Source organism: Kitasatospora sp. NPDC098663, assembly GCF_044760075.1.
Classification (GTDB): Bacteria; Actinomycetota; Actinomycetes; order Streptomycetales; family Streptomycetaceae; genus Kitasatospora.
In genome coordinates, this window is sequence record NZ_JBIWAP010000006.1 from 86,577 (window position 1) to 111,805 (window position 25,229).

Below are 25,229 nucleotides of genomic sequence, written 5' to 3' on the forward strand. Positions count from 1 at the left end.
AAGCCGTGGGGAAGCCGTACGGAAGCCGCACGGAAAGTCGCACGGAAAAACGGTGCTATCGATGTCAGTGCCGCCGGGTAACCTCTCGCTGAGATGCGAGATCACACCAACCACACCCGGACGGCGATGAACACCCCTGAGCCCCAGCCCCACGACGACCAGGAGCTCAGCCCCGCCGAGGCGTACGCGGCCAGCCGCCGTCGGGCCAAGGAGCAGGCGACCGCGCTCCACGGCTTCCAGCAGCTGTACGACTTCCCGCTGGACGACTTCCAGCTGGAGGCCTGCGAGGCGTTGGAGGCCGGCTCGGGCGTCCTGGTCGCCGCGCCCACCGGCTCGGGCAAGACCATCGTCGGCGAGTTCGCCGTGCACCTGGCCCTCCTGGGCGGCCGCAAGTGCTTCTACACCACGCCCATCAAGGCGCTGTCCAACCAGAAGTACGGCGACCTGGTCAAGCGCTACGGCGCCGCCAAGGTCGGCCTGCTCACCGGCGACAACACCGTCAACGGCGACGCCCCCGTGGTGGTCATGACCACCGAGGTGCTGCGCAACATGCTCTACGCGGGCTCCAGCACCCTCGACGGCCTCGGCTACGTCGTCATGGACGAGGTGCACTACCTCGCCGACCGCTTCCGCGGCGCCGTCTGGGAGGAGGTCATCATCCACCTCCCCGAGTCGGTCACCCTCGTCTCGCTCTCCGCGACCGTCTCCAACGCCGAGGAGTTCGGCGACTGGCTGGACACCGTGCGCGGCGGCACCCGGGTGATCGTCTCCGAGACCAGGCCCGTGCCGCTGTGGCAGCACGTGATGGCCGGCAACCGGATGTACGACCTGTTCGCCAACCCCGACCGGGACGGCCGCCCCAAGGACGGCCCGCGCAACCCCGGCAAGGCCGTCAACCCCGAGCTGGTCCGGCTCGCCCGCTCCGAGCTGGACCGCAACCCGCGCGACCGGTTCGGCCGCGGCCGGGGCCGCAGCATGCCCAACGGGCGCCCCGGCCGGGTCTGGACGCCGGGCCGGGTGGACGTCATCGACCGGCTCGACGCCGAGGGGCTGCTGCCCGCGATCACCTTCATCTTCAGCCGGGCCGGCTGCGAGGCCGCCGTCCAGCAGTGCCTCAGCTCCGGCCTGCGGCTCAACAAGGACGCCGACCGCGCCCTCGTCCGGGCCTTCGTCGAGGAGCGCTGCGCCGACATCCCCGACGAGGACCTGCACGTCCTCGGCTACTTCGAGTGGCTGGACGGGCTGGAGCGCGGCATCGCCGCCCACCACGCCGGGATGCTGCCGCGGTTCAAGGAGGTGGTCGAGGAGCTGTTCGTGAAGGGCCTGGTCAAGGCCGTCTTCGCGACCGAGACCCTGGCGCTCGGCATCAACATGCCCGCCCGCTCGGTGGTCATGGAGAAGCTGGTCAAGTGGAACGGCGAGACCCACGCCGACATCACCCCCGGCGAGTACACCCAGCTCACCGGCCGGGCCGGGCGCCGAGGCATCGACGTCGAGGGCCACGCCGTGGTGCTCTGGCAGCGCGGCCTCGACCCGGAGGCGCTGGCCGGCCTGGCCGGCACCCGCACCTACCCACTCAAGTCCTCGTTCCGGCCGTCCTACAACATGGCCGTCAACCTGGTCTCCCAGTTCGGCCGGCACCGCTCGCGCGAACTGCTGGAAACCTCCTTCGCCCAGTTCCAGGCCGACCGCTCGGTGGTCGGCATCGCCCGCCAGGTCCAGCGCAACGAAGAGGGGCTGGAGGGCTACCGCGAGTCGATGACCTGCCACCTCGGCGACTTCGACGCGTATATGGACCTGCGTCGCCGGCTCAAGGACCGCGAGAACGAACTCGCCCGCGAGGGCAGCAGCCAGCGCCGCGCGGCCGCCGTCGAGTCGATCGAGCAGCTCAAGCCGGGCGACGTCATCCACGTCCCCACCGGCAAGTTCGCCGGCCTCGCCCTCGTCCTCGACCCGGGCCTGCCGCCGGTCAGCCGCAACGGCCGGGTCGGCCGCCACCCCGACTTCCAGGACGGGCCCCGCCCGGTGGTGCTCACCGCCGAGCGGCAGGTCAAGCGGCTCGCCATGATCGACTTCCCGTACCCGGTCGCCGCCGTCGAGCGGGTGCGCATCCCCAAGTCCTTCAACCCGCGCAGCCCGCAGTCCCGCCGGGACCTCGCCTCCGCGCTGCGCACCAAGGCCGGCCACCTCGAACCCGAGCGGTTCCGCCGGGGCCGCGCGGCCGCCGCCGACGACCAGGAGATCACCCGGCTGCGCACCGAACTGCGCCAGCACCCCTGCCACGGCTGCGACGAGCGCGAGGACCACGCCCGCTGGGCCGAGCGCTACCACCGCCTGCACCGCGACACCGAGGTGCTGGAACGCCGGATGCGCTCCCGCACCCACACCATCGCCCGCACCTTCGACCGGGTCTGCGGGCTGCTCACCGACCTCGGCTACCTGAGCGGCGACACCGTCACCGACGACGGCAAGCGCCTCGGCCGGCTCTACGGCGAACTCGACCTGCTCGCCTCCGAGTGCATCCGCGAAGGCGTCTGGAGCGGCCTGGACGCCGCCGAACTCGCCGCCTGCGCCTCGGCGTTGGTCTACGAGGCGCGCCAGTCCGACGACGCCACCGCCCCCCGGGTGCCGGAGGGCGGGGCCAAGGAGGCGCTCGGCCAGATGGTCCGCATCTGGGGCCACCTGGACGCCCTGGAGGAGCAGCACCGGATCAACACCGCCGAGGGCGTCGGCCAGCGCGAGCCCGACCTCGGCTTCGCCTGGGCCGCCCACCGCTGGGCCCTCGGCCACAGCCTGGATCAGGTGCTGCGCGACGCCGACATGCCGGCCGGCGACTTCGTCCGCTGGACCAAGCAACTGATCGACGTCCTCGGCCAGATCCAGGACGCGGCCGGCGAGGACGCCGAACTGCGCCGGACGGCCCGCAAGGCCGTCGACGGCCTGCGCCGCGGCATCATCGCCTACTCCTCGGTGGGCTGACCACCGTACGCCAGGGGCCCGCCCGTTCACCCCGAACGTGCGGGCCCCTCCGCATGGTTGCTCAGTCGAATCAAGCCGCCCCAACCCTTCTCCTTCGTGGAAGGAGAAGGGTTCGAAGTGCTTCTGCCCCTGCCAACGGCAGAGGCAGAAGCGGCAACGGAATAATGCGGGGTTGCGAAAGTCGATTCGATCGACCTCCTGCTCGGAAGGAGGGGCGGAGAGAGTATTCCTGCAGCCTCTGTCCTGGTCCTGAGAACGCGATGACCTGCATCGGGGCCCGGTGTCAACGCAACAACGGAGGCGAGAGCCCCCCGTCACCTCAAGGCCGTTGACGCGGCGGGACTTCTTCTGAGGCTGGGCTCCCCGTTGCGGGCAGGACCATCGCGTCGTACACGGGGCTGTCGTCGGCGTGCTTGATCTGCCCGATGATCTCGTAGCCCCACCGCCGGTAGGCGCCGTGTGCAGGCTCGTTGTCCGGGATGCAGGTGAGTGCTGTCCAGCGCTGTCGCCGTTCGGCGATCCACTCGTCGTGCAGGCGCCGACCGATGCCCTGGTTTCCATAGTCAGGTCGGACCATCAGTTCGCGCAGCCAGGCTACGCCTTCGGCTTTGGCGGCGGTGATCATCGCCTCCGGGCGCTGGTCACCGAGGGACGTCCACCAAGTGCGTTCGGCCGGCAGGGTGACGCCGTGGATCAAGCCGACGACGGTCTCGCCGCTGTGCGCGGTCAGGCACTCGAAGCCGTTCAGCTGGGTGGCGCCGAGCAGTCGGTCACGGAAGGCGTCGACGGAGAAGAAAGGGTCTCCGATGTACGGCGGGACGTTGTAGACGCGGGTGTAGAGGTCGAGCAGGTCGTCCAGCGCCCGTACGGTGGCGTCGGGGGTATGGCGGTTGAGGCGGAGTTCGGCGATGGGCATGGGAGGAGCTTCCTTGCTGGTCAGGCGGCCGACTGGGTAATGCGCTCGATCGTGTGCCGGGCATGAGGGTTGTCGTTGAACCGGTGCAGCCCGTTGGCGATGTCGAGCAGTACCCGTTTGTTCCGGCGGGAGGTCATGCCACTGCCGATCATCCGGACGGACCGTTCGGCAGCGTCGATCGATTGGTCCAGGTTGCCGGCCGACAGAGCGGCTGCGGACAGGCGGACCAGGCACATCCCGCGGTTGCGGTCGTGCGCCGCGTCCTGCAACTCCGCCGACCGGCTGAGAAGGCGGATGGCCTTCTCGTGTTCGCTGAGGTCGCTGCGGCACATCCCTTCCAGGCAGACCAACTCTGCTTCGTTCAGGAACCGAGCCCAGTCCGGATCGTCCTCGCTGGCGCCCCGCTCAAACCCGCGCCACGCCCGGAGGATCGCTTCGTTGGTACTGGCTGCGTCGCCCAGGGCAGCGTGCCCCTGAGCCTCACGAATGGCCAGGAGTGAGTGGACGCGAGGCGGTACCCAGGGTCCGAGTCGGGTCGCAGCGATCTGTGCGTAGCGGACGGCGTCACGACCCTTGCCGAGGTCGACGGCCTGCCTCGCCATGACGGACAGCGTGCGGATGGCCAGCGGCGAATTGTTGGACAGCAACGCGGTGTTGAGGGCCTGGGACCAGTAGACAGAGGCGTCTTGGGTCCGTCCGGCGTCGTAGCAGTACCAGCCGATGGAGGTGGTCAGTGAGCCCTGCATCGCCTGGAGTTCGTCGCCTACCTCCGTGGAGAACGTCCCCCGGTCCAGGAGCCCGTGGATGTAGTGCAGGGTGTGTCTGGCGGAGCGCCAAAGGCTGTCGCCGCCGAAGCGCTGATCCCATGCGTCGAGGTGCTGGAGGACCGTGCGTAGGTCCTCGACCTCGTCCTCACCGATCCGGAGAGGCTCGGTCGGCCGAACGCCGACGACCGGTGAGAGCCAGGGCAATCCGCCAAGGGCGGCAGCCACTCCGGCTGCCAGTGCGTCACGTCGGTTCACAGGCGGGATGATGACTCCTCCCATGACTCCTGCGCCATCTGGCGAAAGATCTACCGGCGACACGAAGCCCAGTTTGTCGTACGAGACCTGGAACACTTCGCATAGCGACCGGAGGACCTCCGGTGCGCGGGGGACGTCCGGGCCGGGTGTTGTCTCCCAGCGTCGCCACTGCCGTTCGCTCACCCCCACCGCTTCAGCGGCGGCAGCCTGAGTGAGGTTCAGTCGCTTTCGGGCCTCGTACAGCAGCTGGTTCCGGCTTTTGGGGATGCGCCTGCTCACGGCAGCGCCTTATGCAGCATCACATACCAAACATAGAGAGGGATTCAGTCCTTCGGCCGGATTCCGGCCGGATTCACCGCTGCGGACGTGGAATGTCCGGTGAATGTCCGGTCGATGTCTGGCTCCATGTCCTTCCCGGCCTTCGTAGCGGCTGGTGGAATGAGCGTCCACTACGGAGCGGATTCGACTCGTCACGGAGTGGTGTATCCGCCTCGCGGTAGCTCTTCCCACCCCTGGCACCGGAGCCACCCCCCGGAGGGAATGTCATGCCCACCTCTGAGTTTGAGCTGTCGGCCGAATCCGTCAGCGCCAGCACGGCCCGACGCACCACACGGAGGATCCTTCGCGGGTTCGGCCTGGTTCTCGGCCAGGACCTGGAGGACACTGTCCTGCTTCTCGTCTCCGAGCTGACGACCAACGCCATCAGGCATGCGACGGGTGCAACGTTCATGGTCTCGTTGCAGATCGGCAAGGAGCTGCTGCGAGTTGCCGTGATCGACCGGGCAAATGGATCTCCGCAGCTTCGGACAGCTGCGGAGACCGACCAGAACGGACGAGGCCTGGAGCTCGTGAAGGCGCTCTCCACCCGCTTCGGCTGGAATCGCCTGGGTGACGGCAACGAGGTCTGGTTCGAGCTGGAATTCAACGAGCCCACCCAACCCACCGCCCCAGTGCCGGCCCTCGCGGGCGAGCGGGGCGGCTTTCAGATCGCGATGCCGGGCTCGGCCACCGTCGTAGTCGGAGGGGCGCACACGCTCGCGACGTCCAGTTCGTCCCTCGGCGCCTCCGGGACGGAAGGCCGGGACGCTCGCGGTGCCCTTGTGAAGGCCGGCGGGGCAGGGGCAGTGCGCGGAATTGCCGTCCCAGATCGATGCTCCTTCTCGCCCCTCCACCCACTCCCGTGCCCCTGGACCACGCCGTGAGCGTCGGACCGCGCACCAGAACGCTGCTCAAGACCACAACCCCCGCCCGCAGGCTGGACATTGCGGCGTCCTTCGAGGCTCTGACGCAGGCGGGCGTGACCACCGGCGACGGTGTCGCGAAGGCCGAGCTGGTCAGCGACAGCCCGAACCACCTGTGGTCGCTGCCCACTTCACGCGCACTCGCCATCGTCCACCCCGACCTTGACGAGGCCGGGGCGCTCATCAGGGGCGCGCAGTTCCTGCGGCAGCATCAGGTCCCCGTCACCTCCCCCCGGTACACCGACGTTCGCACGTCTGCCGAAGGCCGGGCCGTGACCTTCTGGCAGGACCCCGGGAAGCCGAGCACCGACACGTCCCTGTCCGCATGGGTGACCGCCCTCACGCACCGAACCGACCCCAGGACGGCCCCGTGGCTCAGGGAGCACGATCCGTTCGCCGGGCTGCTGGACGGCCTGGGCGATGCTCCGCTGAACGAGGCCTCCCGCAGCTTCCTGCGCGACCACGCGGCCCAACTGCGCGAGGAGTGGGACTACCTCGACTGGCCGACACCGGACACCGTCATCCTCGGCGCCCTCGGCATGGCCCCCTGCCACGACGACGGAGTCCACGTCGGGCTCCTGCTGCGCCGCCCGCTGACGCGCGGCCATCGCGAGTGGGACCTGGTCGCCGCCCGCTGGCGCTCCGAACTGCTCATCGGCCCGCGCGAAGACCACCGGACCTACGCCGACACCTACCTCTCGTACGAGCGGGAGGGCCAGCCCCTGGACCACCCCTACATCGGCGCCTGGTCCGGCTACCAGGTCGTACGCGACATCGTCGTCCTCACCGCAGTGATGGACACGGTGCGCCGCGCCTACCTCGACGCCAACCTCCGCCAGGAGGCAGCCCACCGGGTCACATGCCTGCGCGGTGCCCACCCGGCCCCGTGGAACTGGGGGCTGCGATGACGAGCCCGAACGAGGAGTTCACATGGACGTGACCCGAGGGTTCTTCATCACCGTCGACCGATTGTGCTGGAGGTGGACGAACGCGTCCGCCAGGAGCGGCTTCGCCGGCGGCCGAGCTGGGAACGCCGAGTTCCTGGCACCGGTGGGAGGAGCCGAACGTGGCCGAAAGATCCCGTGTGTAACGGGCGTTCGGACTGCTGCGGGTCGACGGCACCGACCACACGCCTGATGAGGTGGCTCGCAGCATCGCCGATACCGTGCGCTCATCTGCCCGTATCACGCTGAGGAAGGCGATTCCACTGGCGCCGCTTCGGCCGGAGTCGAAGCGGCGCCAGTGCTGCGCAGGAAGTCGGCCCAGCCGACTTCCTGCGTGGACGAAGGAGATGAAGCGCTTCTGCCCCTGTCGTCGGCAGGGGCAGAAGCGGTCAACTGCCTGGCGAGCTGGTCTGATGAGTGCGCTGCGCGTCAAGGAAGATTGACGCGGTGGCTGTCGCCCCTTCGGTCAGGGGGCGGGGTCCACCGGGGCGAAGTAGTCACGGAGCATCTCCGTCGTCCACGCGGGTTGGCGCACCTCTCCGCGCGGGCCGAACTCCTCGAACCACGGCTTCACTTCGAGTACCGGGGTGCCGTCGATGGCGTCCAGGTCCTCGACATGCAGGTCCAGTCCGTCGACCTTGACGAGTCGGCAGCGGGAGGCCCCGAGCCAGTTGATGCGCCGCATGTTCCGGTGGCCGAACACACCGACCTCGGGCCAGTCCGGATTGTCCCGGGGACGACGCGCGCCGAAGTTCAGGTCGGCTGGGTCGGTCCTGTGGAACCGGAAGATCACGTCGAGGTGGGAGAACTCCTCCAGCCCCTTCGTCGCGTCGAGCGGAAACCTGTCGCCGTCGAGCCGGATGATGGCACGCGTCCCTCCCCAGTAGTCGTCGGTCGGTTCCGTACGGCCTCCCACAACATGCCCGAGCGCTTCCACGCTGAAGACCTCACCCACGTGCTTCCCCTCCTGTGAACGGCCCGCGCCAGGACGGCGGGTCAAATGGTGGCTGCCAGGTATTCGGCGGCAAGCCCGTCGACGGCGTCGATGGCCTGCACCTTCCGTCCGCGATAGGGCGACAGCGCACTGCGGATACCCAGGGCGACATCGCGGGTGCGGGCGGAACGGACGGTCTGCATGGCGTCGAGCGACCGGGACCAGATCGTGCAGGCTTCCTCGATCGAGTGCTGCCGGGCCTTCACGAGGGCGCTCAGAGTCCCGAGCGAGTACGTGAGGGTGCGGAGGAGCTGTCTGCGTTCCACGTCAACGTCGATCCGTCCAAGGGCCGCCAGGGCTTTCAGCGTATCCAAGCCCCGGTCGCGCAGGTCCGGTTGCTCGTCCCCGAGTCCCATCGCGGACAGGGTGATGTCGAGGTTCAGTCAGGCGGTGAGCACCTGAGCGAGGTGCTGCGAAACGGAGTTCACGTCGGACGTGACCCGAGGGGCCTTCATCCCCCTCAACGGTCTCAGCGCGAGCGGGAAGACCACCGTCGCCCCGTTGGTCGACGACGACACGGATTGGGAGGAGGGCTACTACTAGTGCTTTGTTAGGTGGTGTCGTAGGTCTGCCATGGGACGGGTTGTCGGCAGGTGGGGCAGTGGCCGGTCCAGGTGGCGATGAGGTGTTGGAGGAGGTCCAGGGCCTGGCCGAAGGTCAGGCCCTGGACAGGGCTTTTGGGAGGGCCCGCTGTTCGGTGAGGAACAGGTGGGCAGCGCTGACGAGGGTGACGTGGCGGTGCCAGCCGATGAAGGAGCGTCCCTCGAAGTGGTCCAGGCCCAGGCGGGTCTTCAGCTCGCGGTAGTCGTGCTCGATCCGCCAGCGTGACTTCGCCAGCCGGACCAGGTCCCTGGCGGGAATGTCGGCGGGCAGGTTGGAGATCCAGTACCTGACCGGCTCGGCCTCGTTCTCGGGCCACTGGGCGATCAGCCAGGTGAGCGGGATCGTGCCGTCGTCGGCCGGCTTGGGACGACGGCCGGCGAGGCGGACCCGCAGCAGGACGAAGTGCGAGCTCATCGCCGCCTTGGAGCCCTTGCGCCAGGTCACGCTCCGCCCGGCCCGGCGTCCTGCGGCCAGCACGTGCTCACGCAACGGAACCGGGCGCGTGCGGTAGCGCCGCAGCGGACGCGGCCCCAGACCCCCGTAGGCGGGCTGATACGGTTCGGCATCCTCGCCGTGGGCGGTCATCTCGCCCTTGGCCTGCAGCACGTAGGCCAGGCGGCGGTCCTCCAGCCCGTGGCGGAAGTCGGCGTTCGCCCCGTAGGCGGTGTCCGCGACCAGCACCGCGGGCCGCAGCCCGGTGGCGGCGAGCTCGTCGAGCATCTCCAGGGCCAGGGCCCATTTCGGCCGGTGGTGTTCGTCCTCGGGGATCCGGCAGGCTGCCCGCCGGCCGGCCGCCTCGGGCCCGTCCCAGGACTCGGGCAGGAACAGGCGCCAGGACAGCGGGCAGGAGGCGGTGCCGGAGACCGCGTGGACGCTGACGCCGATCTGGCAGTTGCCGACCTTGCCCAGGGTGCCGGAGTACTGGCGGGCGACCCCGGGCGAGGCCCTGCCGTCCTTGGGGAAACCGGTGTCGTCCACGGCCCACACCTCCGGCCGAACCGCCCGCACCGCCCGCCTGGCCAGCCGGGCCCGGACGTCCTCGACCGGCCAGGTCGAGGACGTCATGAACTGCTGCAACGCCTGATGGTCGACCCCCAGGCGCTCGGCCATCGGCTGCATCGACTTGCGCCGGCCCTCCAGCAACAACCCCCGCAGATACAGACTGCCCTTGGCCCGCTGATCACAGCGGGCCAAGGGCGCGAACACCTCCGCCGCGAACTCCTCCAACCGCCCCCGCCACAACGCAAGCTCCCCAGCCCTCATACCACCAGAGAACTCCCAACCACACGCTGCGACAAGCCTCCTAACAAAGCACTACTACGGCATCCGCCGGTATCTCACCGATCAGGGGGAGCACGTGGTGGGTGTCTGCATCCAGCGGATGGACCTCTGTGTTCCCGTGGCCGAGCTGCCGAGGAGCGGGATCGTGGAAGAGGTGCGGGCCTGCAAGGACGCCGAAGCCTGGGGGCTGGCGAGCGAGTGCGGAGCCGCTGCCTGACGGGTGGCGGTCGCCCGGGGAGTCGCGCTGGCCGCCCGGGCGGGATCTTTCGGCGGAGTGGTTCAGCGGGTGGCGGCGAGGGATTCCAGGAGGCGGTCCAGGGAGGTGCCGAGGCCCCAGCGGGTGGCGAGGTGTTCGAGGGTCATCGGGTCGAGCGGTTCGTGGGGGAGGGCGGGGTCGAAGTCGGGGAGGGGGGCGTCGGGGGCGACGCGGACGACGGTGGGGGCGACGTCGAGGTAGGCGGCGCCTTCGACGAGGTTGCGGCGGCGGGCCGGGGTGAGCTTGGAGAGCGGGTCCGCGGCGGCGGCGCGGATGGTGGCGAGGTCGCCGTATTCGTTGATCAGTTGGGCGGCGGTCTTCTCGCCGATGCCCTTGACGCCGGGCAGGCCGTCGCTCGGGTCCCCGCGCAGGGCGGCCATGTCGGCGTACCGGGCGCCGCGTACGCCGTACTTCTCCAGGAGCAGCGCGTCGTCGGTGATCTGCAGGTTGCCCATGCCCTTGACCGGGTAGAGCACGGTGATCTCGCGGGCGTCGTCGACCAGTTGGAACAGGTCGCGGTCGCCGGTGACGATCTGCACGGGCCCCTGGGCGCGGGCGGTGAGGGTGCCGATCACGTCGTCGGCCTCGTAGCCGGGGGAGCCGACGCGGGCGATGCCGAGCGCGTCCAGCACCTGTTCGATCACCGGGACCTGGGGGGCCAGCGTGTCCGGCACCTCCTCCTCGCCGTCCTGGGCCGCTTCGGCGACCCGGTGGGTCTTGTACGAGGGGAGGAGGTCGACCCGCCACTGCGGGCGCCAGTCGGCGTCCATGCAGGCGACGAGGTGGTCGGGGCGGTGGTCGTGGACCAGCCGGGCGATGAAGTCCAGCAGGCCGCGGACGGCGTTGACGGGTTCGCCCTGCGGGGAGCGCAGGGTGTCCGGCACGCCGTAGTAGGCCCGGAAGTACAGGCTGGCGGAGTCGAGGAGCATCAGTCGCGGTGCGGTCACGTGTCAGATCATGCCGCACCGCGACGACAGGAGGGCGGCTTCAGTGCTCGTGCGGGCCGGCGCGGTGGACCGGGCCGTGTGCGTCGGCGCAGTGTTCGGCGGGCTGTTCGCCGGGGGCGGCGATCTGGAGCAGGGCGCCGGCCTCGTCCTCGCCGACGTGGTCGACCTGGAGCGTGCTGTGGGTGATGCCGTACTCGTCGGCCAGTCCGCGCTGGAGTTCGCGCCGGACGGCGTGGCAGTCGCCGCCGGGGGTGACCAGGATGTGCGCGGACAGGGCCGGCTGGTTGGAGGTGATCTCCCAGATGTGCAGGTCGTGGATCTCCTCGACCAGCGGTTGGGCGACCATCCGGTCGGCCACCGCGTCCGGGTCGATGCCGGCCGGGGCGGCCTCCAGGAAGATCCGCCCGGAGTCGCGGACCAGGCCGATGCCGGCCTTGAGCATCAGCGCGACCACGACCAGCGAGGCGATCGCGTCGGCCCGGACGAAGCCGGTGGTCAGCATGACGGCGCCGGCGACGGCGGTGGCGATGAACGCGTACAGGTCGGTGAGCACGTGCTGGAAGGCGCCCTCGACGTTGAGCGAGCTGCGGTTGGCCTTCGACATGCACCAGGCGGCGGCCAGGTTGACCACGATCCCGATCAGCGCGGTGACCAGCACCAGCGAGCCGGCGACCTCCGGCGGTTCGAACAGCCGGGTGACGGCCTCGTAGCCCAGCCAGGCGGACAGCACCAGCAGGGTGACGCCGTTGGCCTGCGCGGACAGGATCTCGGCGCGCTTGAGGCCGTACGTGTAGCCGCCGCGGGCCGGGCGGGCGGCGAGGCGCATCGCGACCAGCGCGAGGACGATCGAGGCGGCGTCGGTGAGCATGTGCGCCGCGTCGGAGATCAGGGCCAGGGACTTCGCGGCGAAGCCGACGACGACCTCGCCGGCCATGAAGACGACGATGAGCGTGAGGGCGCCGAGCAGCCAGCGGCGGTCGGCGTCGGCGGCGACACCGTGCGAGTGGCCGCCGTGTCCGCCGTGCCGGTGTCCGCCGTGGTCGTGCGCCTGCTTGTGGTCATGTGCATGATCAGTGTGGGAATGCTCGTGCCCGGCCATCGAAGTCCTCTCTGGACGCACGGGTGGGGAGGGGAGGGGCGCGATCGCCCTGCACCCGAAGTGAACCGCAGAACGGACAAAGATCCAAAGGCTGTACTGGTGACCGTTGTCGTTGCCGTTGAGCGGCCGTTCCGAGGGGGCGGGCGCGCCCCGGCTACCCGATCAGCGCGGTGTCCAACTGCGCCGCGGTGGCCGCCCGCACCAGGGCCTGCATCACCCGCAGGTCGTCCCCCTGCTCCGGGTGCCACTGCACGCCCAGGGTGAACCCCGGGCCCTCGACCGCCTCGACCGTCCCGTCCGGCGCGTGGGCCGAGACCCGCAGGCCCGCCCCGACCCGGTCGACGGCCTGGTGGTGGAAGGTCGGCACCTCCACCTCGCTCTCCGGCAGCAGCCCGCCGAGCAGCGTCCCCGGCACCGGCCGCACCAGGTGCGTCCCGTAGCCGCCGCCCGCGCCGCCGTGGACGTCCACCGGCACGACGTCCGGCAGGTGCTGGACGAGGGTCCCGCCGCAGACGACGTTGAGCACCTGCATGCCCCGGCAGATCCCCAGCAGCGGCATCCCGGCCGCCAGGGCCGCCCGCAGCAGGGCCGACTCCCACCGGTCCCGTTCGGGGGAGTCGACCTCGGTGCGGGGGTGGGCGGGCTGACCGTAGTAGGCGGGGTCGATGTCGGGCCCGCCCGCGATGACGAGGGCGTCGAGCCGGGCGAGCACCTCGGGTGCGCGGTCGGGGGAGTCGGGCGGGAGCAACACCGCGATCCCGCCGGACTCCTGGACGTACGCGGTGTACCGCTCGGGCACCAGGGCCACCCGGCGGCCCTGCCAGTTGCTCCAACTCGCGTCGACCAGGTAGGTGCTGACGCCGATGAAAGGCTTGCGATCCATGGCGGGCATTCTCCACCCGCACCGCCTGATCCCCCGTCAACCACGCATGTCGGCGCGCCACACCTGTCCGCCCTCTTCCGCGCCGTCCGCCGCAGGCCGTACGGTTCGCTGTGACCGCTTGAACTCGAAGAGTGATCGTGGAGGGTTCCGTCATGCCCGAGAACGCCGCCGCGGGCGTGCCGCCCCGGGCGCCGCTGACCCTGGACGAACTGCGCATGCTGGTGGACACCGGCGAGGTCCACACCGTGGCGCTGGCGTTCACGGACATGCAGGGGCGCCTGCAGGGCAAGCGCTTCGCCGCCCGCTTCTTCCTGGACGAGGTGGTCGAGCACGGCGCCGAGGCCTGCGACTACCTGCTCGCCGTGGACGTCGACCTGAACACCGTCGACGGTTACGCCTTCTCCTCCTGGGCCACCGGCTACGGCGACTTCGCGATGCGACCCGACCTCGGCACCCTGCGGCTGACCCCCTGGCAGCCGGGCACCGCGCAGGTGACCGCGGACCTGGCCCGGCACGGCGGCCACCCGGTGGACGCGGCCCCCCGCCAGCTGCTGCGCCGCCAGATCGCGCGCCTGGCGGAGTACGGGCTGGCCGCCGACATCGGGACCGAGCTGGAGTTCCTGGTGTTCCGGGACACCTACGAGCAGGCCTGGCTGGGCGGTTACCGCGGCCTGACGCCGGCGAACCTGTACAACGTGGACTACTCGATGCTGGGCACCGCCCGGGTCGAGCCGCTGCTGTCCCGGATCCGCAACGAGATGGCGGGCGCCGGTCTGGTGGTGGAGTCGGCCAAGGGCGAGTGCAACCTCGGCCAGCACGAGATCGCCTTCCGCTACGCGGACGCGCTGACCACCTGCGACCAGCACAGCGTCTACAAGACGGGTGCGAAGGAGATCGCCGCGCAGCAGGGGTGCGCGCTGACCTTCATGGCCAAGTACAACGAGCGCGAGGGCAACAGCTGCCACATCCACCTGTCGCTGCGCGACGCGGTGGGCGCGCCGGCCTTCGCCGACCGGGACGGCCGGATGACCGACACCATGCGGCACTTCCTGGCCGGCCAGCTGACGGCGCTGCGCGAGTTCAGTCTGCTGTACGCGCCGAACATCAACTCCTACAAGCGCTACCGCCAGGGCTCGTTCGCCCCGACGGCGGTGGCCTGGGGCCGGGACAACCGGACCTGCGCCTACCGGGTGGTCGGCCACGGCCCGGGCCTGCGGATGGAGAACCGGGTGCCGGGCGGGGACGTCAACCCGTACCTGGCGGTGGCCGGGATGATCGCGGCCGGCCTGCACGGGCTGCAGCGGAAGCTGGAGCTGCCGGCACCGTGCCTGGGCAACGCCTACGCCGTCGAGGAGTACGCCCGGGTGCCCGGTTCGCTGCGCGAGGCCGCGGAGTTGTGGGGCGACAGCGAGCTGGCCCGGGTGGCCTTCGGCGACGACGTGGTCGAGCACTACCTGAACATGGCCCGGGTGGAGCAGTGCGCCTTCGACGGCACCGTCACCGACTGGGAGCGCTACCGATCCTTCGAACGGATGTGAGGCCGATGACAGACCCCACCGACCCCACCGTCAGCACCGTCCGCAATCCCGCCACCGGCGAGGTGCTCGCCACCGTCCCGGACACCACCGCGGGGCAGGTGGACGCGGCGGTCCAGCGCGCGTCGAAGGCCCAGCCGGCCTGGGCGGCGCTGGCACCGGGCGAACGGGCCCGGCTGCTGCGCCGGTTCGCCGACCAGGTCGAGGTGCACGTGCCGGAACTGGCCGCACTGGAGGTGCGCGAGGCCGGGCACACCGTGGCCAACGCCCGCTGGGAGGCCGGCAACGTCCGGGACCTGCTGGAGTACGCGGCCGGGGGAGTGGAACGCCTGACCGGCCGCCAGATCCCGGTGGCCGGCGGCCTGGACGTGACCTTCCACGAGCCGGTCGGCGTGGTCGGGGTGATCGCGCCGTGGAACTTCCCGATGCCGATCGCCGCCTGGGGCTTCGCCCCGGCCCTGGCGGCGGGCAACGCCGTCCTGCTCAAGCCCGCCGAGGCGACCCCGCTCACCGCGCTGCGGCTGGCCGAACTCGCCCTGGCGGCAGGGCTGCCCGAGGGCCTGTTCCAGGTGCTGCCGGGCCCGGGCGGGACGACCGGCCGGGCCCTGGTGGACCACCCGGCGGTCCGCAAGATCGTCTTCACCGGCTCGACCGTGGTCGGCAAGGAGGTGGCCGCCCGCTGCGCGGCCCGGGCCAAGCGGGTCACCCTGGAGCTGGGCGGCAAGAGCCCCAGCATCGTCTTCGCCGACGCCGACCTGGCCCGCGCCGCGGACCCGATGTCCTTCGCCGACAACAGCGGCCAGGACTGCTGCGCCCGCAGCCGGATCCTGGTCCAGCGCGAGGCGTACGACGACTTCCTGGCGCTGCTGCTGCCCGCCGTCGAGGCGCTGCGCACCGGCGACCCGGCGGACCCGGAGACCCGGCTGGGCCCGCTGATCTCGGCCGCCCAGGTGCGCCGGGTCGCCTCCTACGTCACCCCGGACCTGCCGGTGCTGGCCCGCGGCGCGGTCCCGGACGGGCCCGGCTACTGGTACCCGCCGACGGTGATCGCGCCGGCCGACCCGGAGGTGCCGGCGGTCACCGAGGAGATCTTCGGCCCCGTCGCCGCCGTGCTGCCGTTCACCGACGAGGCGGACGCGCTGCGGCTGGCCAACGCCACCCGCTACGGCCTGTCCGGCTCGATCTGGACCAGGGACCTCGGCCGGGCGCTGCGGCTGGCCCGCGGCGTCGCGGCGGGCAACCTGTCGGTCAACTCGCACTCCTCGGTGCGGTACTGGACGCCGTTCGGCGGCTACGGCGAGTCCGGGGTCGGCCGGGAGCTGGGGCCGGACGCGCTGCGCCACTTCACCGAGACCAAGAACGTCTTCATCCACAGCGAGGAGTAGCAGCCGATGACCGAGAACGACGCACCGGTGTGCCGCCGCCTGGTCGGCCGCACCGCCGTGATCACCGGCGCCGGCAGCGGGATCGGCCTGGCGGCGGCCCGCCGGCTCGCCTCGGAGGGCGCGAAGGTGGTCTGCGCGGACCTGGACGAGCAGTCCGGGCGGGCGGCCGCCAAGGAGGTCGGCGGCCTGTTCGTGCACACCGACGTCACCGACCCGTACATGGTCGAGGCGCTGTTCGACGAGGCGTACGAGACGTACGGGAGCGTGGACGTCGCGTTCAACAACGCGGGCATCTCGCCGCCGGAGGACGACTCGATCCTGACCACCGGCCTGGACGCCTGGCGCAAGGTCCAGGAGGTCAACCTGACCTCGGTGTTCCTGTGCTGCAAGGCCGCGCTGCCGTACATGCGGCGGCACGGACGGGGCTCGATCATCAACACGGCCAGCTTCGTGGCCCGGATGGGCGCGGCCACCTCGCAGATCTCGTACACCGCCTCCAAGGGCGGGGTGCTGGCGATGTCCCGGGAACTGGGCGTGCAGTTCGCCCGGGAGGGGATCCGGGTGAACGCGCTGTCACCGGGGCCGGTGGACACCCCGCTGCTGCGGGAGCTGTTCGCCACGGACCCGGAGCGAGCCGCCCGCCGGCTGGTGCACGTCCCGCTGGGCCGGTTCGCCCGGGCCGAGGAGATCGCCGCCGCGGTGGCCTTCCTGGCGAGCGACGACTCGTCCTTCATCACGGCGAGCGAGTTCCTGGTGGACGGTGGCATCTCGGGCGCCTACGTGACCCCGCTGTAGCCCCGGGCGGGCCGACAGTCCTGAGTGTGCCCGACGCACCCCTTCTCACCGTAATCTCATCGAAAACCACCGGAATTCGAGGCCGCGCTGATTTCGCGTTTATCCGCGTGCCTTTAGATTCTCTGTTGTGAGCGAGCAGATTCCCGCCGGGTGGTACCCGGACCCGAAGGACACCGGCGGCGACCCGAGGCCGCAGCGCTGGTGGGACGGCAGGGGTTGGACGGCCAGCACCCGGCCCGCACCCTCGGACGCCCCGGAGCCGGTGCCCCCGGCGGCCGGGGCTCCGGGGCCGGTGCCGGCCGACGAGACCACGGTGCTGCAGGGCGAGGTGCTGGGTAGCGGGCCGACCGTCCGCTACCCGGAGCCGCCGCCCTTCGGCACCGCCTACGGCCACGAGGCACCGCCGCCGCGCAAGCCCCGGCGCCGGCCGTCCCCGATGATGATCGCCGCCACCGTCGCGGCGCTGCTCGGCCTGGGCACCGGCTCCGGGATCACCTTCCTGGCGATGGACGGCAACAGCGACAACCGCCCCCAGCGCAGCGCCCGGCAGGCCGTGCCGAACGGCGAGAACGGCCCCTGGAACGGCTTCCCGGGCCTCGGCGGCAACGGGAACGGCGGGAACGGCGGCAACGGGAACGGCAACGGCAACAACGGGAACGGCAACGGCAACAACGGGAACGGCAACAACAACAACGGCGGTAGCGGCGACGGCAGCAACGGGACCGGTGGCAACGGCGGGCCCGGTGGGAACGGCGGGAGCGGCGGCAACGGGAGCGGCGGCAGCGGCAAGACCAGGCCCGGCGGCGGGAACGCGATCGACCTGGTGAACGGGCTCACCCTGCCCGTCCCCTCCGGCTGGCAGGGCGGCTACACCTCCGACGGCTACGCCTCGGTCGTCGTCGGCCCGTACCAGTGTCCGGACGGCAACGGCTCGTGCACCCTCGGCGGGGTGACCACCGGCCGGATCGACGGCGGCGGCACCGACGCCCAGGCGGCCGCCAAGGCCGACATCGAGAAGGCGGCCAAGGACTCGTACGGCGCCATCACCGGGCACCAGGAGCTGAAGTCCGAGGCGGTCAAGGTCAACGGCCAGGACGGCTACCTGGTCCGCTGGAAGGTCGACGCTCCCAAGGGCAACAACGGCTACGTGCAGACGGTGGTCTTCCCGTCCACCGACGGCAAGTCGCTGATCTCCGTGCACTTCGGCTTCGACATCGCCGACAAGGCGCCGGACCTCGGCCTGATGGACACCATCGTCAACGGCATCGCGGACTTCAAGGGCAAGCTGCCGTCCATCCCGGGCGGCGGGCTTCCCGGCGGCGCCACCGGTGGCACCGGCGGCACCAGCACCTGAGCGGCACCAGCACCTGAGCCACCCGCTCCTCACACGGCGGCGGCCCACCCGGAGAGCACTCTCCGGGTGGGCCGCCGCCGTTCGTTCCGGACGGGGTGGAGCCGCGGAACCGGGCCGGACGGGGGTTTGGCCGCCCCGGCCCCGCGTCCGGCGTCAGGAGTCGCGTCGAACAGCCTCGATGCGACGGCGCCGGAGCACCATGCCGGCCCAGCCGACGCTGATCGCGGCGGCGCCGGCCAGCAGCAGCGGGCCGGTGGCCGACGTGCCGACGGCCGCGGCGGCGGTCGGGATCACGGCGCCGGCCGGGGAGTTGGGGTCGCCGCCGTGGCCGTGGTGGGCGACCGTGGACTTGGGCGCGTCGGCCGCGATCTGCGCGTCGCTGGGCGCGGCCGGGGCCTGCGCGGTGAGCGCCGAAACGGCCGGGGCACCGGCCGCGGTGGCCGCGCCGAAGTCGACGTCGGAGCAGCTGTAGAACGCCTCCGGGCTGTCGCTGCGCTGCCAGACCGTGTACAGCAGCTGGCGGCCGGTGCGCTGCGGCAGGGTGCCGGCGTAGGTGTAGAAGCCGTTGGTGGCCGTGCGGTCGACCTGCACCTGGGCGACTGGTGTCGGGTCGAGGTCCGACCACTTCAGCGGCTTGGTGGGGTCGTAGCCCGGCTTGGTGATGTAGACGGTCTGGGTGCCCACGTGCGGCGCGGTGGTGCGGAACTGGAAGGTGAAGGCGCCCGCCTTGACCGCGGTGGCCGGCCAGTCGGTGCGCGGCCAGTCCAGGGCCTGGTACTTGTCGCGGTTGGCCGAGCAGAGCTTGCCGTCCGGGATCAGCGACTTGTGGTTGCCGGCCGCGTTGGCGATGTTGACCTCGTTCCAGTCGTACAGCGGCTGGGTGCCGCTGGCGGCGACGAGGTCCTTGCAGATCTGGGACACCGGGTGCTCGGGGCCCTCGGCGTAGCAGGCGGCGACCCGGCTGACCGGGTTGGTCATGGTGCCGTGGGCGCTGGCGGTGCCTGCGGTGGAAACGGCCACCGCGAGGGCGGCGACGCCGACCGCGCCGACGGACAGGGCACTTCGCTTGATGGACATGGGGTGGGGACTCCTTGACCGTCGTTCCGGGCGGGTGTGGGGGGAGCGGACACGCCTGCCCGTTCGGGGGTCGCCGGCCCGGACCGCGGACCCCTGGCCAGAGCGTATGATTGGTCTGGACCAGCTGGCAATAGTCGTGCGTGCCGCGCTTCCTGACGGACTGTAGGCCCCCGAACAGGGCAAAGGCCCGACGGAACGGCCGGGTTAGGCGTTCCATCGGGCCCGCTTAAGGCTCCGGAAAGGTCGTCGGACGGCCGTTCGGGCGGTCAGGCCGCCGTCGGCCGCCGACCGGTCACAGGAACGCCTTCCCCTCGCCCCGGTACGTCGGGACGGTCCGGACGATCCGGTCGCCCTCGATCAGGTGCAGTTCGGCGAAGCGCTCGCACAGTTCGCCGGCCTTGGCGTGCCGGAACCAGACCCGGTCGCCGATCAGCAGGTCGTCCGCGGCCGCGCCGAGCAGCGGGGTCTGCACCTCCCCGGCGCCCTCCATCGGGTCGTAGCGCAGCCCCTGCGGCAGGTACGGCACCGGCGAGCGGTCCGGGCCGGCCGGGCCGGAGGCGGGGTAGCCGCCGCCGAGCACCGTCACCACGCCGACGCCGGGGCGGCGCACCACCGGCTGGCCGAACAGTGCGGCCGGACGGCCTTGGAACGAGCGGTAGTTGTCGAACAGCCGGGGCAGGTAGAGCCCGGAGCCCGCCGCGACCTCGGTGACCGCGCGCTCGGCCGCGGTGGACTCCACGCTGCCGGTGCCGCCGCCGTTGACGAACTCCAGCTCGGCCACCCGCCGCAGCCGCCGGACCACGGCCGCCCGCCGCTCGGCCAGTTCGGTCCTGGCCCTGGCCTGCATCAGCCGGATCAGCTGCGAGCGCAGCGGCCGGCCGGCCACCCGGTCGCCCACCCCGGCGACGTGCCCCTCGTAGGCCATCAGGCCGACCACCCGGAAGCCCCGGCGGTGCTGGACGAGTTCGGCGAAGGCGCCGAGGTCCTCGGGGGTGCGCAGCGGGGAGCGCCGGGCGCCCACCCTGACCCGCCCGCCGAGCAGGTGCAGCGCGGTGTCCAGCTCCAGGCAGACCCGCACTTCGGCGTCGCCGCCGCGGGCCTTGTCGATCAGGTCCAGCTGGGCGGGGTCGTCGAGGACGACGGTGACCTCGCGGGCGAGCGCCGGATCGGCGGTCAGCTCGGCGTAGGCGGCCCGGTCGGCGGACGGGTAGGCGAGCAGGACGTCGCGCACGCCGGTACGGGCCAGCCAGAGCGACTCGTCGAGGGTGTAGCTCATCACCCCGGCGAAGCCGTCCACGGCCAGCGCGCGGTCCAGCAGCGCCCGGCAGCGCACCGACTTGCTGGCCACCCGGATCGGCTTGCCGCCGGCCCGGCGCGCCAGGTCGGCGGCGTTGGCGTCGAAGGCGGCGAGGTCGACGACGGCCACCGGCCCGTCCAGGTGCGCGGTGGCCCGGTCGTACCGGAGGCGGTCGGAGACCGGAGCGGGAGCGGTCGCGGGTGCGTCGAGGATCACCATGGGCGCAGGGTGCCACACCGCACTACCGGTGGGTAGGCCCCGCGTGCAGGGAAGTGGGGCGGCTCGCGCGCGGTGGCATAGGGTCGGGCGGGTGGACCGCAAAGACTTCTCCAACCCGGCGTTCGTCGGCAAGGCCATTCCGAACCCAGGCTTCTCCGACGACGACGGCACCGCCGACCCGGCGCTCGCCGAGGCCCTCGCCCGCTGGTCGCAGGACCGCGCGGCCGAGCCGGAGGTGCTGGCGGCGCTGGCCCCCACCCGGCTGATGGTCCCGATCGTCGCGATCCTCGGTGAGGTCGAGGTGGACGCGCACGGGCACAAGCACGAGAAGACCAGCGACATGGCCGTCCCGGTGCTGGAGGCCCCGGACGGGCGCCGCGCGCTGCCGGCCTTCACCTCGCTCGACTCGCTCGCCCGCTGGCGTGCCGACGCCCGCCCGGCGCCGACGGCGGCCCCGCAGGCCGCGATGGTCGCCTTCTCGGAGCGTGCCGACACCCTGCTGGTCGACCCGGCCGGGCCGGTGCCGTTCCAGCTGAGCGGCGCCCGGCTGCGGGCGCTCGCGGAGAACCGCCCGTTCCTGCCGCCGGTCCGGGACCCGGAGGTGCGCGAGGCGGTCCGCGGGCTGCTGGCGGCCGAGCCGCAGGTGCTCACCGGGCTGCTGGCGGCCTCGGAGGGCTCGGACGGGGTGCTCGCGGTGGTGTTCGACCCGGCGCTGGACCAGGACGGGCTGCAGGCGGCCGTGCAGCGGGTCGGGCGGGCGGTGGCCGCCGACCCGGTGCTGCGGGTGCGGCTGGACCGGGGGCTGGACCTCGCGGTGCTGCCGGCGAGCGCGGAGCTGCCGGGGGAGCCGCTCTACAAGCGGTAGGCAGCGGTGGGGAGTCGCAGGAAACGCGTCGGGGGCGGTGCGTCGCGTGACGCACCGCCCCCGAGTCGCGTCCGGGTCAGGAGTAGACCGGTCCGGTGAACTTCTCGCCCGGGCCCGTGCCCGGCGCGTCCGGGACGATGGAGGCCTCGCGGAAGGCGAGCTGCAGCGAGCGCAGGCCGTCCCGCAGCGGCGCCGCGTGGAAGTTGCTGATCTCCGGGGCGCCGGCGGTGACCAGCCCGGCCAGCGCGGTGATCAGCTTGCGGGCCTCGTCGAGGTCCTTGTCCTTGTCCCCGCCCTCGGCCAGGCCGCACTTGACCGCGGCGGCGCTCATCAGGTGCACCGCGACGGTGGTGATCACCTCGACGGCCGGGACCTCGGCGATGTCCCGGGTGAGGTCGTCGAAGCCGATCGCGTCGTCGTCCGCGCCGGGGGTCTTGGTGGGCTCGCTGCTCAAGGGGGGCTCGTTCCGTCGTGCCGGTGTCCGTACCCCTGGAGCGTACAAGGGCCCTTCCGGAGCCGGACAAAGGTGGTTGAGGTGGGGCGGAATAGCGTTCGACTCCGCGGCGCTGTATGCTTCGAGACTGACCGGCCGGGATCCCGTATGGGCACCTGGCCAGCAAGTGGAGGCTCCACCCAGGAGGCCCGAGAGGGCAACCGCGAAAGTCTCCCACCTGGTCGACCTCAGGGTCGACGGGTCCCGGTCCGCGACGGGCGCCACGGCGCCGAGTCGCAGCAGCGCTCCTCACCAGGGTGTTGCCCCCGGATTGTGTGGAGCCCCGCTTGTACCGAGCGGGGCTTTTTTCGTGTCGCGGTGCACACGGTGCCGAACAGGTGCCGGGCAGCGCAGCACGAATGAAGCCCCGCCCAGTGGTCGAGTCCACTACGTGCGTCCGCCGTCCGACGGCCGCATCGCAGAAGGTGCAACCGAGGAGGCCCCATCAGCACCGAGCCCCGCATCAACGACCGGATTCGCGTCCCGGAGGTGCGACTCGTCGGTCCCAGCGGCGAGCAGGTCGGCATCGTGCCGCTTGCCAAGGCGCTGGAGCTCGCGCAGGAGTACGACCTCGACCTGGTCGAGGTCGCGGCGACCGCCCGGCCGCCGGTGTGCAAGCTCATGGACTACGGCAAGTTCAAGTACGAGTCGGCCATGAAGGCCCGTGAGGCGCGCAAGAACCAGGCGCACACGGTCATCAAGGAGATGAAGCTCCGGCCGAAGATCGACCCGCACGACTATGACACCAAGAAGGGTCACGTCGTCCGGTTCCTCAAGCAGGGCGACAAGGTCAAGATCACGATCATGTTCCGTGGTCGTGAGCAGTCCCGCCCCGAGCTGGGCTTCCGCCTGCTGCAGCGGCTCGCCGACGACGTCCAGGACCTGGGCTTCATCGAGTCGTCGCCGAAGCAGGACGGCCGAAACATGATCATGGTTCTTGGCCCGCACAAGAAGAAGACCGAGGCGATGGCCGAGGCCCGCGCCCTCGCCGACGCCCGCAAGGCCGAGCGTCAGGGCCGTACCCCCGGCTCCGACGCCGCCGCGGACGACGACCTGGACGACGACCTGCTGGTCGACGACGAGGTCGCCGATGACGAGGCCGCCGACGACGAGGTGACCGAGGCCGCCGAGGCACAGGACGCCCCGGCCGAGGCGCCGGCCGCCGAGGCCGACGCTCCGGTCGAGCAGCCGGCCGCCTCCCAGGGCGCCTGAGCCTTCACCGGCCAGGGCGGCCCGGGAGACCGGCCCCAAGGTGACGGGGCGCCCCGCCCGGTCACACAGATCCATCCAGTTCACGCCCGCGTGGCGCAGGCCGCGCGGGCGCGGACGGGACCGACGAGGAGATACGGCGAAATGCCGAAGCAGAAGACGCACAGTGGCGCCAGCAAGCGCTTCAAGATCAGTGGCTCCGGCAAGGTGCTCCGCGAGCGCGCCGGCCGCCGCCACCTCCTGGAGCACAAGCCCTCGACGCTGACCCGCAAGCTGGCCGGGACCGTCGAGCTGGCCCCCGCTGACGCCAAGAAGATCAAGAAGCTTCTCGGCAAGTGATCGCCCTCCCGCTCGGCGCGAGCCGTGAGCGGGTCAGCTGATCCTTCCCGACCCATTCGAATGACGGACCACGTGAAGTAGTCCGTGGTCCAACCCAAGGAGTAATCAAGTGGCACGCGTCAAGCGGGCAGTCAACGCCCACAAGAAGCGCCGGGTCATCCTGGAGCGCGCCAGCGGCTACCGTGGCCAGCGCTCGCGGCTGTACCGCAAGGCCAAGGAGCAGGTCACCCACTCGCTGGTCTACAACTTCAACGACCGCAAGAAGCGCAAGGGCGACTTCCGTCAGCTGTGGATCCAGCGCATCAACGCTGCGGCCCGTGCCAACGGCATCACCTACAACCGCTTCGTGCAGGGCCTGAAGGCCGCCAGCGTCGAGATCGACCGCAAGATGCTGGCCGACCTGGCCGTCAACGACCCGGGCGCGTTCGCGTCGCTGGTCGAGGTCGCCCAGAAGGCGCTGCCGGCCGACGTGAACGCCCCCAAGGCTGCCGCCGACGCCGCCTGATCTTCCGAGATCAGTCGAGCTCTGACCGGACCCGCAGGCTCCCTGCGGGTCCGGTTCTGCGTTTCCCCGGATCTTCAGCGCCGCCCGCCACAGAGAACGAGACCATGCCGAGCACCGACACCCCCCTGCTCACCTCCCTGCGCTCGCCGCGCGTCGTCGCCGCCCGCCGGCTCGCCAAGCGGAACCAGCGCACCAAGGAGCGCCGCTTCCTGGTCGAGGGCCCGCAGGCCGTCCGGGAAGCCGTCGCCTTCGGCCAGCTGCCGGGCTCGGCCGAGCACGCCGTGGTCGAGGTGTACGTGACCCCGGAGGCCGCCGAGCGGCACGCCGCCATCGTCGAGGCGACGCTGGCCGAGGGGCTGCCGGTGCTGACCGCCACCGACGAGGTGATCGCCGACATCTGCGACACGGTGACCCCGCAGGGCATCGTGGCGCTCTGCCGCTTCATCGACACTCCGTTCGCCGAGGTGCTCAAGGCCCGTCCCAAGCTCGTCGCGGTCCTCGCCCACGTCCGCGACCCCGGCAACGCCGGCACCGTGCTGCGCACCGCCGACGCGGCCGGCGCGGACGCCGTGGTGCTCACCGACGCCTCGGTGGACCTGTACAACCCGAAGGCCGTCCGGGCCTCCGTCGGCAGCCTGTTCCACCTGCCGGTGGCGGTCGGCGTGCCGGTCGAGGAGGCGGTCGCGCAGCTGCGCGCGGCCGGCGTCCGGGTGCTCGCCGCGGACGGCGCGGGGGAGCGCGACCTGGACCAGGAGCTCGACGAGGGCACCCTGGGCGCGCCCGGCGCGTGGGTGTTCGGCAACGAGGCCTGGGGGCTTCCGGAGGAGACCCGCGCGCTGGCCGACGAGGTCGTGCGCGTCCCGATCCACGGGCACGCCGAGAGCCTCAACCTGGCCACCGCCGCGGCCGTCTGCCTGTACGCCTCGGCCCGGGCGCAGCGCTCGCCCGGCGGCTGCCGTTCGAACGCCTGACCCGTACGCTCCCGGCGGCA

General features: G+C 71.6%; 23 protein-coding genes. 12 read left to right on the forward strand and 11 right to left on the reverse strand.

The genetic code is table 11. The features are described from left to right. The first annotated feature begins 126 nt into the window (after window positions 1-126). Window positions 127-2,979 (forward strand): DEAD/DEAH box helicase, encoded by a 2,853-nt coding sequence (locus ACIQVZ_RS08440; protein ID WP_402448410.1) that lies wholly within the window; start codon window positions 127-129, stop codon window positions 2,977-2,979. Between the two features lie 319 nt (window positions 2,980-3,298). On the opposite strand, the gene ACIQVZ_RS08445 is transcribed toward ACIQVZ_RS08440, so the two are convergent. Both ACIQVZ_RS08445 and ACIQVZ_RS08450 read right to left on the reverse strand, forming a co-directional pair. Further along, entirely contained in the window at window positions 3,299-3,895 is a 597-nt protein-coding gene (locus ACIQVZ_RS08445) for a GNAT family N-acetyltransferase (RefSeq protein WP_402448166.1), read from the reverse strand. 20 nt (window positions 3,896-3,915) lie between these two features. After that, complete coding sequence (locus ACIQVZ_RS08450; protein ID WP_402448168.1) at window positions 3,916-5,196, reverse strand: helix-turn-helix domain-containing protein; 1,281 nt, start codon at window positions 5,194-5,196, stop codon at window positions 3,916-3,918. A 266-nt stretch (window positions 5,197-5,462) separates the two neighbouring features. Here ACIQVZ_RS08450 and ACIQVZ_RS08455 point away from each other — a divergent pair, with 266 nt between their 5' ends. Both ACIQVZ_RS08455 and ACIQVZ_RS08460 read left to right on the forward strand, forming a co-directional pair. Then, a complete protein-coding gene (locus ACIQVZ_RS08455; RefSeq protein ID WP_402448170.1) occupies window positions 5,463-6,119 on the forward strand; it encodes an ATP-binding protein in 657 nt (218 codons plus the stop codon). After that, on the forward strand, window positions 6,116-7,066 hold the full coding sequence (locus ACIQVZ_RS08460) for a hypothetical protein (RefSeq protein ID WP_402448171.1): 951 nt from the start codon (window positions 6,116-6,118) through the stop codon (window positions 7,064-7,066). Before ACIQVZ_RS08455 ends, ACIQVZ_RS08460 begins: the two co-directional genes overlap by 4 nt. Window positions 7,067-7,568: 502 nt before the next feature. Here the strand turns inward: ACIQVZ_RS08460 and ACIQVZ_RS08465 are convergent. The 6 genes from ACIQVZ_RS08465 to ACIQVZ_RS08490 all read right to left on the reverse strand — a co-directional run bounded on the left by ACIQVZ_RS08465 (window position 7,569) and on the right by ACIQVZ_RS08490 (window position 13,165). After that, window positions 7,569-8,057, reverse strand: coding sequence for an SAM-dependent methyltransferase (locus ACIQVZ_RS08465; protein ID WP_402448173.1), 489 nt, complete (start codon window positions 8,055-8,057; stop codon window positions 7,569-7,571). Between the two features lie 41 nt (window positions 8,058-8,098). Then, entirely contained in the window at window positions 8,099-8,452 is a 354-nt protein-coding gene (locus ACIQVZ_RS08470) for a hypothetical protein (RefSeq protein ID WP_402448175.1), read from the reverse strand. Window positions 8,453-8,753: 301 nt separating this feature from the next. After that, window positions 8,754-9,962 carry an IS701 family transposase gene (locus tag ACIQVZ_RS08475; RefSeq protein WP_350875600.1) on the reverse strand — a complete coding sequence of 403 codons (1,209 nt, stop codon included), beginning with the start codon at window positions 9,960-9,962 and terminating at the stop codon, window positions 8,754-8,756. Window positions 9,963-10,259: 297 nt separating this feature from the next. Next, window positions 10,260-11,165 carry a 5'-3' exonuclease H3TH domain-containing protein gene (locus tag ACIQVZ_RS08480; RefSeq protein ID WP_402448412.1) on the reverse strand — a complete coding sequence of 302 codons (906 nt, stop codon included), beginning with the start codon at window positions 11,163-11,165 and terminating at the stop codon, window positions 10,260-10,262. A 58-nt stretch (window positions 11,166-11,223) separates the two neighbouring features. Continuing rightward, on the reverse strand, window positions 11,224-12,282 hold the full coding sequence (locus tag ACIQVZ_RS08485) for a cation diffusion facilitator family transporter (protein ID WP_402448178.1): 1,059 nt from the start codon (window positions 12,280-12,282) through the stop codon (window positions 11,224-11,226). Between the two features lie 154 nt (window positions 12,283-12,436). Then, window positions 12,437-13,165, reverse strand: coding sequence for a gamma-glutamyl-gamma-aminobutyrate hydrolase family protein (locus ACIQVZ_RS08490; RefSeq protein WP_402448180.1), 729 nt, complete (start codon window positions 13,163-13,165; stop codon window positions 12,437-12,439). Window positions 13,166-13,317: 152 nt separating this feature from the next. Between ACIQVZ_RS08490 and ACIQVZ_RS08495 the strand changes: the two genes are divergently transcribed. The 4 genes from ACIQVZ_RS08495 to ACIQVZ_RS08510 all read left to right on the forward strand — a co-directional run bounded on the left by ACIQVZ_RS08495 (window position 13,318) and on the right by ACIQVZ_RS08510 (window position 18,234). Beyond that, entirely contained in the window at window positions 13,318-14,703 is a 1,386-nt protein-coding gene (locus ACIQVZ_RS08495) for a glutamine synthetase family protein (protein ID WP_350877940.1), read from the forward strand. Between the two features lie 5 nt (window positions 14,704-14,708). Next, complete coding sequence (locus tag ACIQVZ_RS08500) at window positions 14,709-16,085, forward strand: aldehyde dehydrogenase (RefSeq protein WP_063346867.1); 1,377 nt, start codon at window positions 14,709-14,711, stop codon at window positions 16,083-16,085. Window positions 16,086-16,091: 6 nt separating this feature from the next. Then, window positions 16,092-16,880, forward strand: coding sequence for a 3-oxoacyl-ACP reductase (locus tag ACIQVZ_RS08505; RefSeq protein ID WP_350877939.1), 789 nt, complete (start codon window positions 16,092-16,094; stop codon window positions 16,878-16,880). Between the two features lie 127 nt (window positions 16,881-17,007). Further along, window positions 17,008-18,234: a DUF2510 domain-containing protein gene (locus tag ACIQVZ_RS08510; RefSeq protein WP_402448183.1), complete on the forward strand. Its 1,227-nt coding sequence runs from the start codon at window positions 17,008-17,010 to the stop codon at window positions 18,232-18,234. Window positions 18,235-18,387: 153 nt separating this feature from the next. On the opposite strand, the gene ACIQVZ_RS08515 is transcribed toward ACIQVZ_RS08510, so the two are convergent. Together ACIQVZ_RS08515 and ACIQVZ_RS08520 are read right to left on the reverse strand one after the other, a co-directional pair. Beyond that, window positions 18,388-19,311, reverse strand: a complete 924-nt coding sequence (locus ACIQVZ_RS08515) for a lytic polysaccharide monooxygenase (protein WP_402448185.1) — start codon at window positions 19,309-19,311, stop codon at window positions 18,388-18,390. A 292-nt stretch (window positions 19,312-19,603) separates the two neighbouring features. Beyond that, the gene (locus ACIQVZ_RS08520; protein ID WP_402448187.1) at window positions 19,604-20,827 is read right to left on the reverse strand and encodes an alanine racemase; all 1,224 of its coding nucleotides are present in this window, start codon (window positions 20,825-20,827) and stop codon (window positions 19,604-19,606) included. Window positions 20,828-20,918: 91 nt separating this feature from the next. Here ACIQVZ_RS08520 and ACIQVZ_RS08525 point away from each other — a divergent pair, with 91 nt between their 5' ends. Further along, window positions 20,919-21,692: an SseB family protein gene (locus tag ACIQVZ_RS08525; protein ID WP_350877934.1), complete on the forward strand. Its 774-nt coding sequence runs from the start codon at window positions 20,919-20,921 to the stop codon at window positions 21,690-21,692. A gap of 76 nt (window positions 21,693-21,768) precedes the next feature. On the opposite strand, the gene ACIQVZ_RS08530 is transcribed toward ACIQVZ_RS08525, so the two are convergent. Next, on the reverse strand, window positions 21,769-22,146 hold the full coding sequence (locus ACIQVZ_RS08530) for a DUF1844 domain-containing protein (protein WP_350877933.1): 378 nt from the start codon (window positions 22,144-22,146) through the stop codon (window positions 21,769-21,771). A 483-nt stretch (window positions 22,147-22,629) separates the two neighbouring features. Between ACIQVZ_RS08530 and infC the strand changes: the two genes are divergently transcribed. From infC to ACIQVZ_RS08550, 4 genes are all read left to right on the forward strand, one after another. Beyond that, on the forward strand, window positions 22,630-23,397 hold the full coding sequence (gene infC, locus ACIQVZ_RS08535; protein ID WP_350878045.1) for a translation initiation factor IF-3: 768 nt from the start codon (window positions 22,630-22,632) through the stop codon (window positions 23,395-23,397). Window positions 23,398-23,538: 141 nt separating this feature from the next. After that, window positions 23,539-23,733, forward strand: coding sequence for a 50S ribosomal protein L35 (rpmI, locus tag ACIQVZ_RS08540; RefSeq protein ID WP_030055648.1), 195 nt, complete (start codon window positions 23,539-23,541; stop codon window positions 23,731-23,733). Between the two features lie 109 nt (window positions 23,734-23,842). Continuing rightward, a complete protein-coding gene (gene rplT, locus ACIQVZ_RS08545) occupies window positions 23,843-24,238 on the forward strand; it encodes a 50S ribosomal protein L20 (RefSeq protein WP_030055649.1) in 396 nt (131 codons plus the stop codon). A 104-nt stretch (window positions 24,239-24,342) separates the two neighbouring features. Continuing rightward, complete coding sequence (locus ACIQVZ_RS08550) at window positions 24,343-25,209, forward strand: RNA methyltransferase (protein ID WP_350877932.1); 867 nt, start codon at window positions 24,343-24,345, stop codon at window positions 25,207-25,209. The last annotated feature ends 20 nt before the right edge of the window (window positions 25,210-25,229 follow it).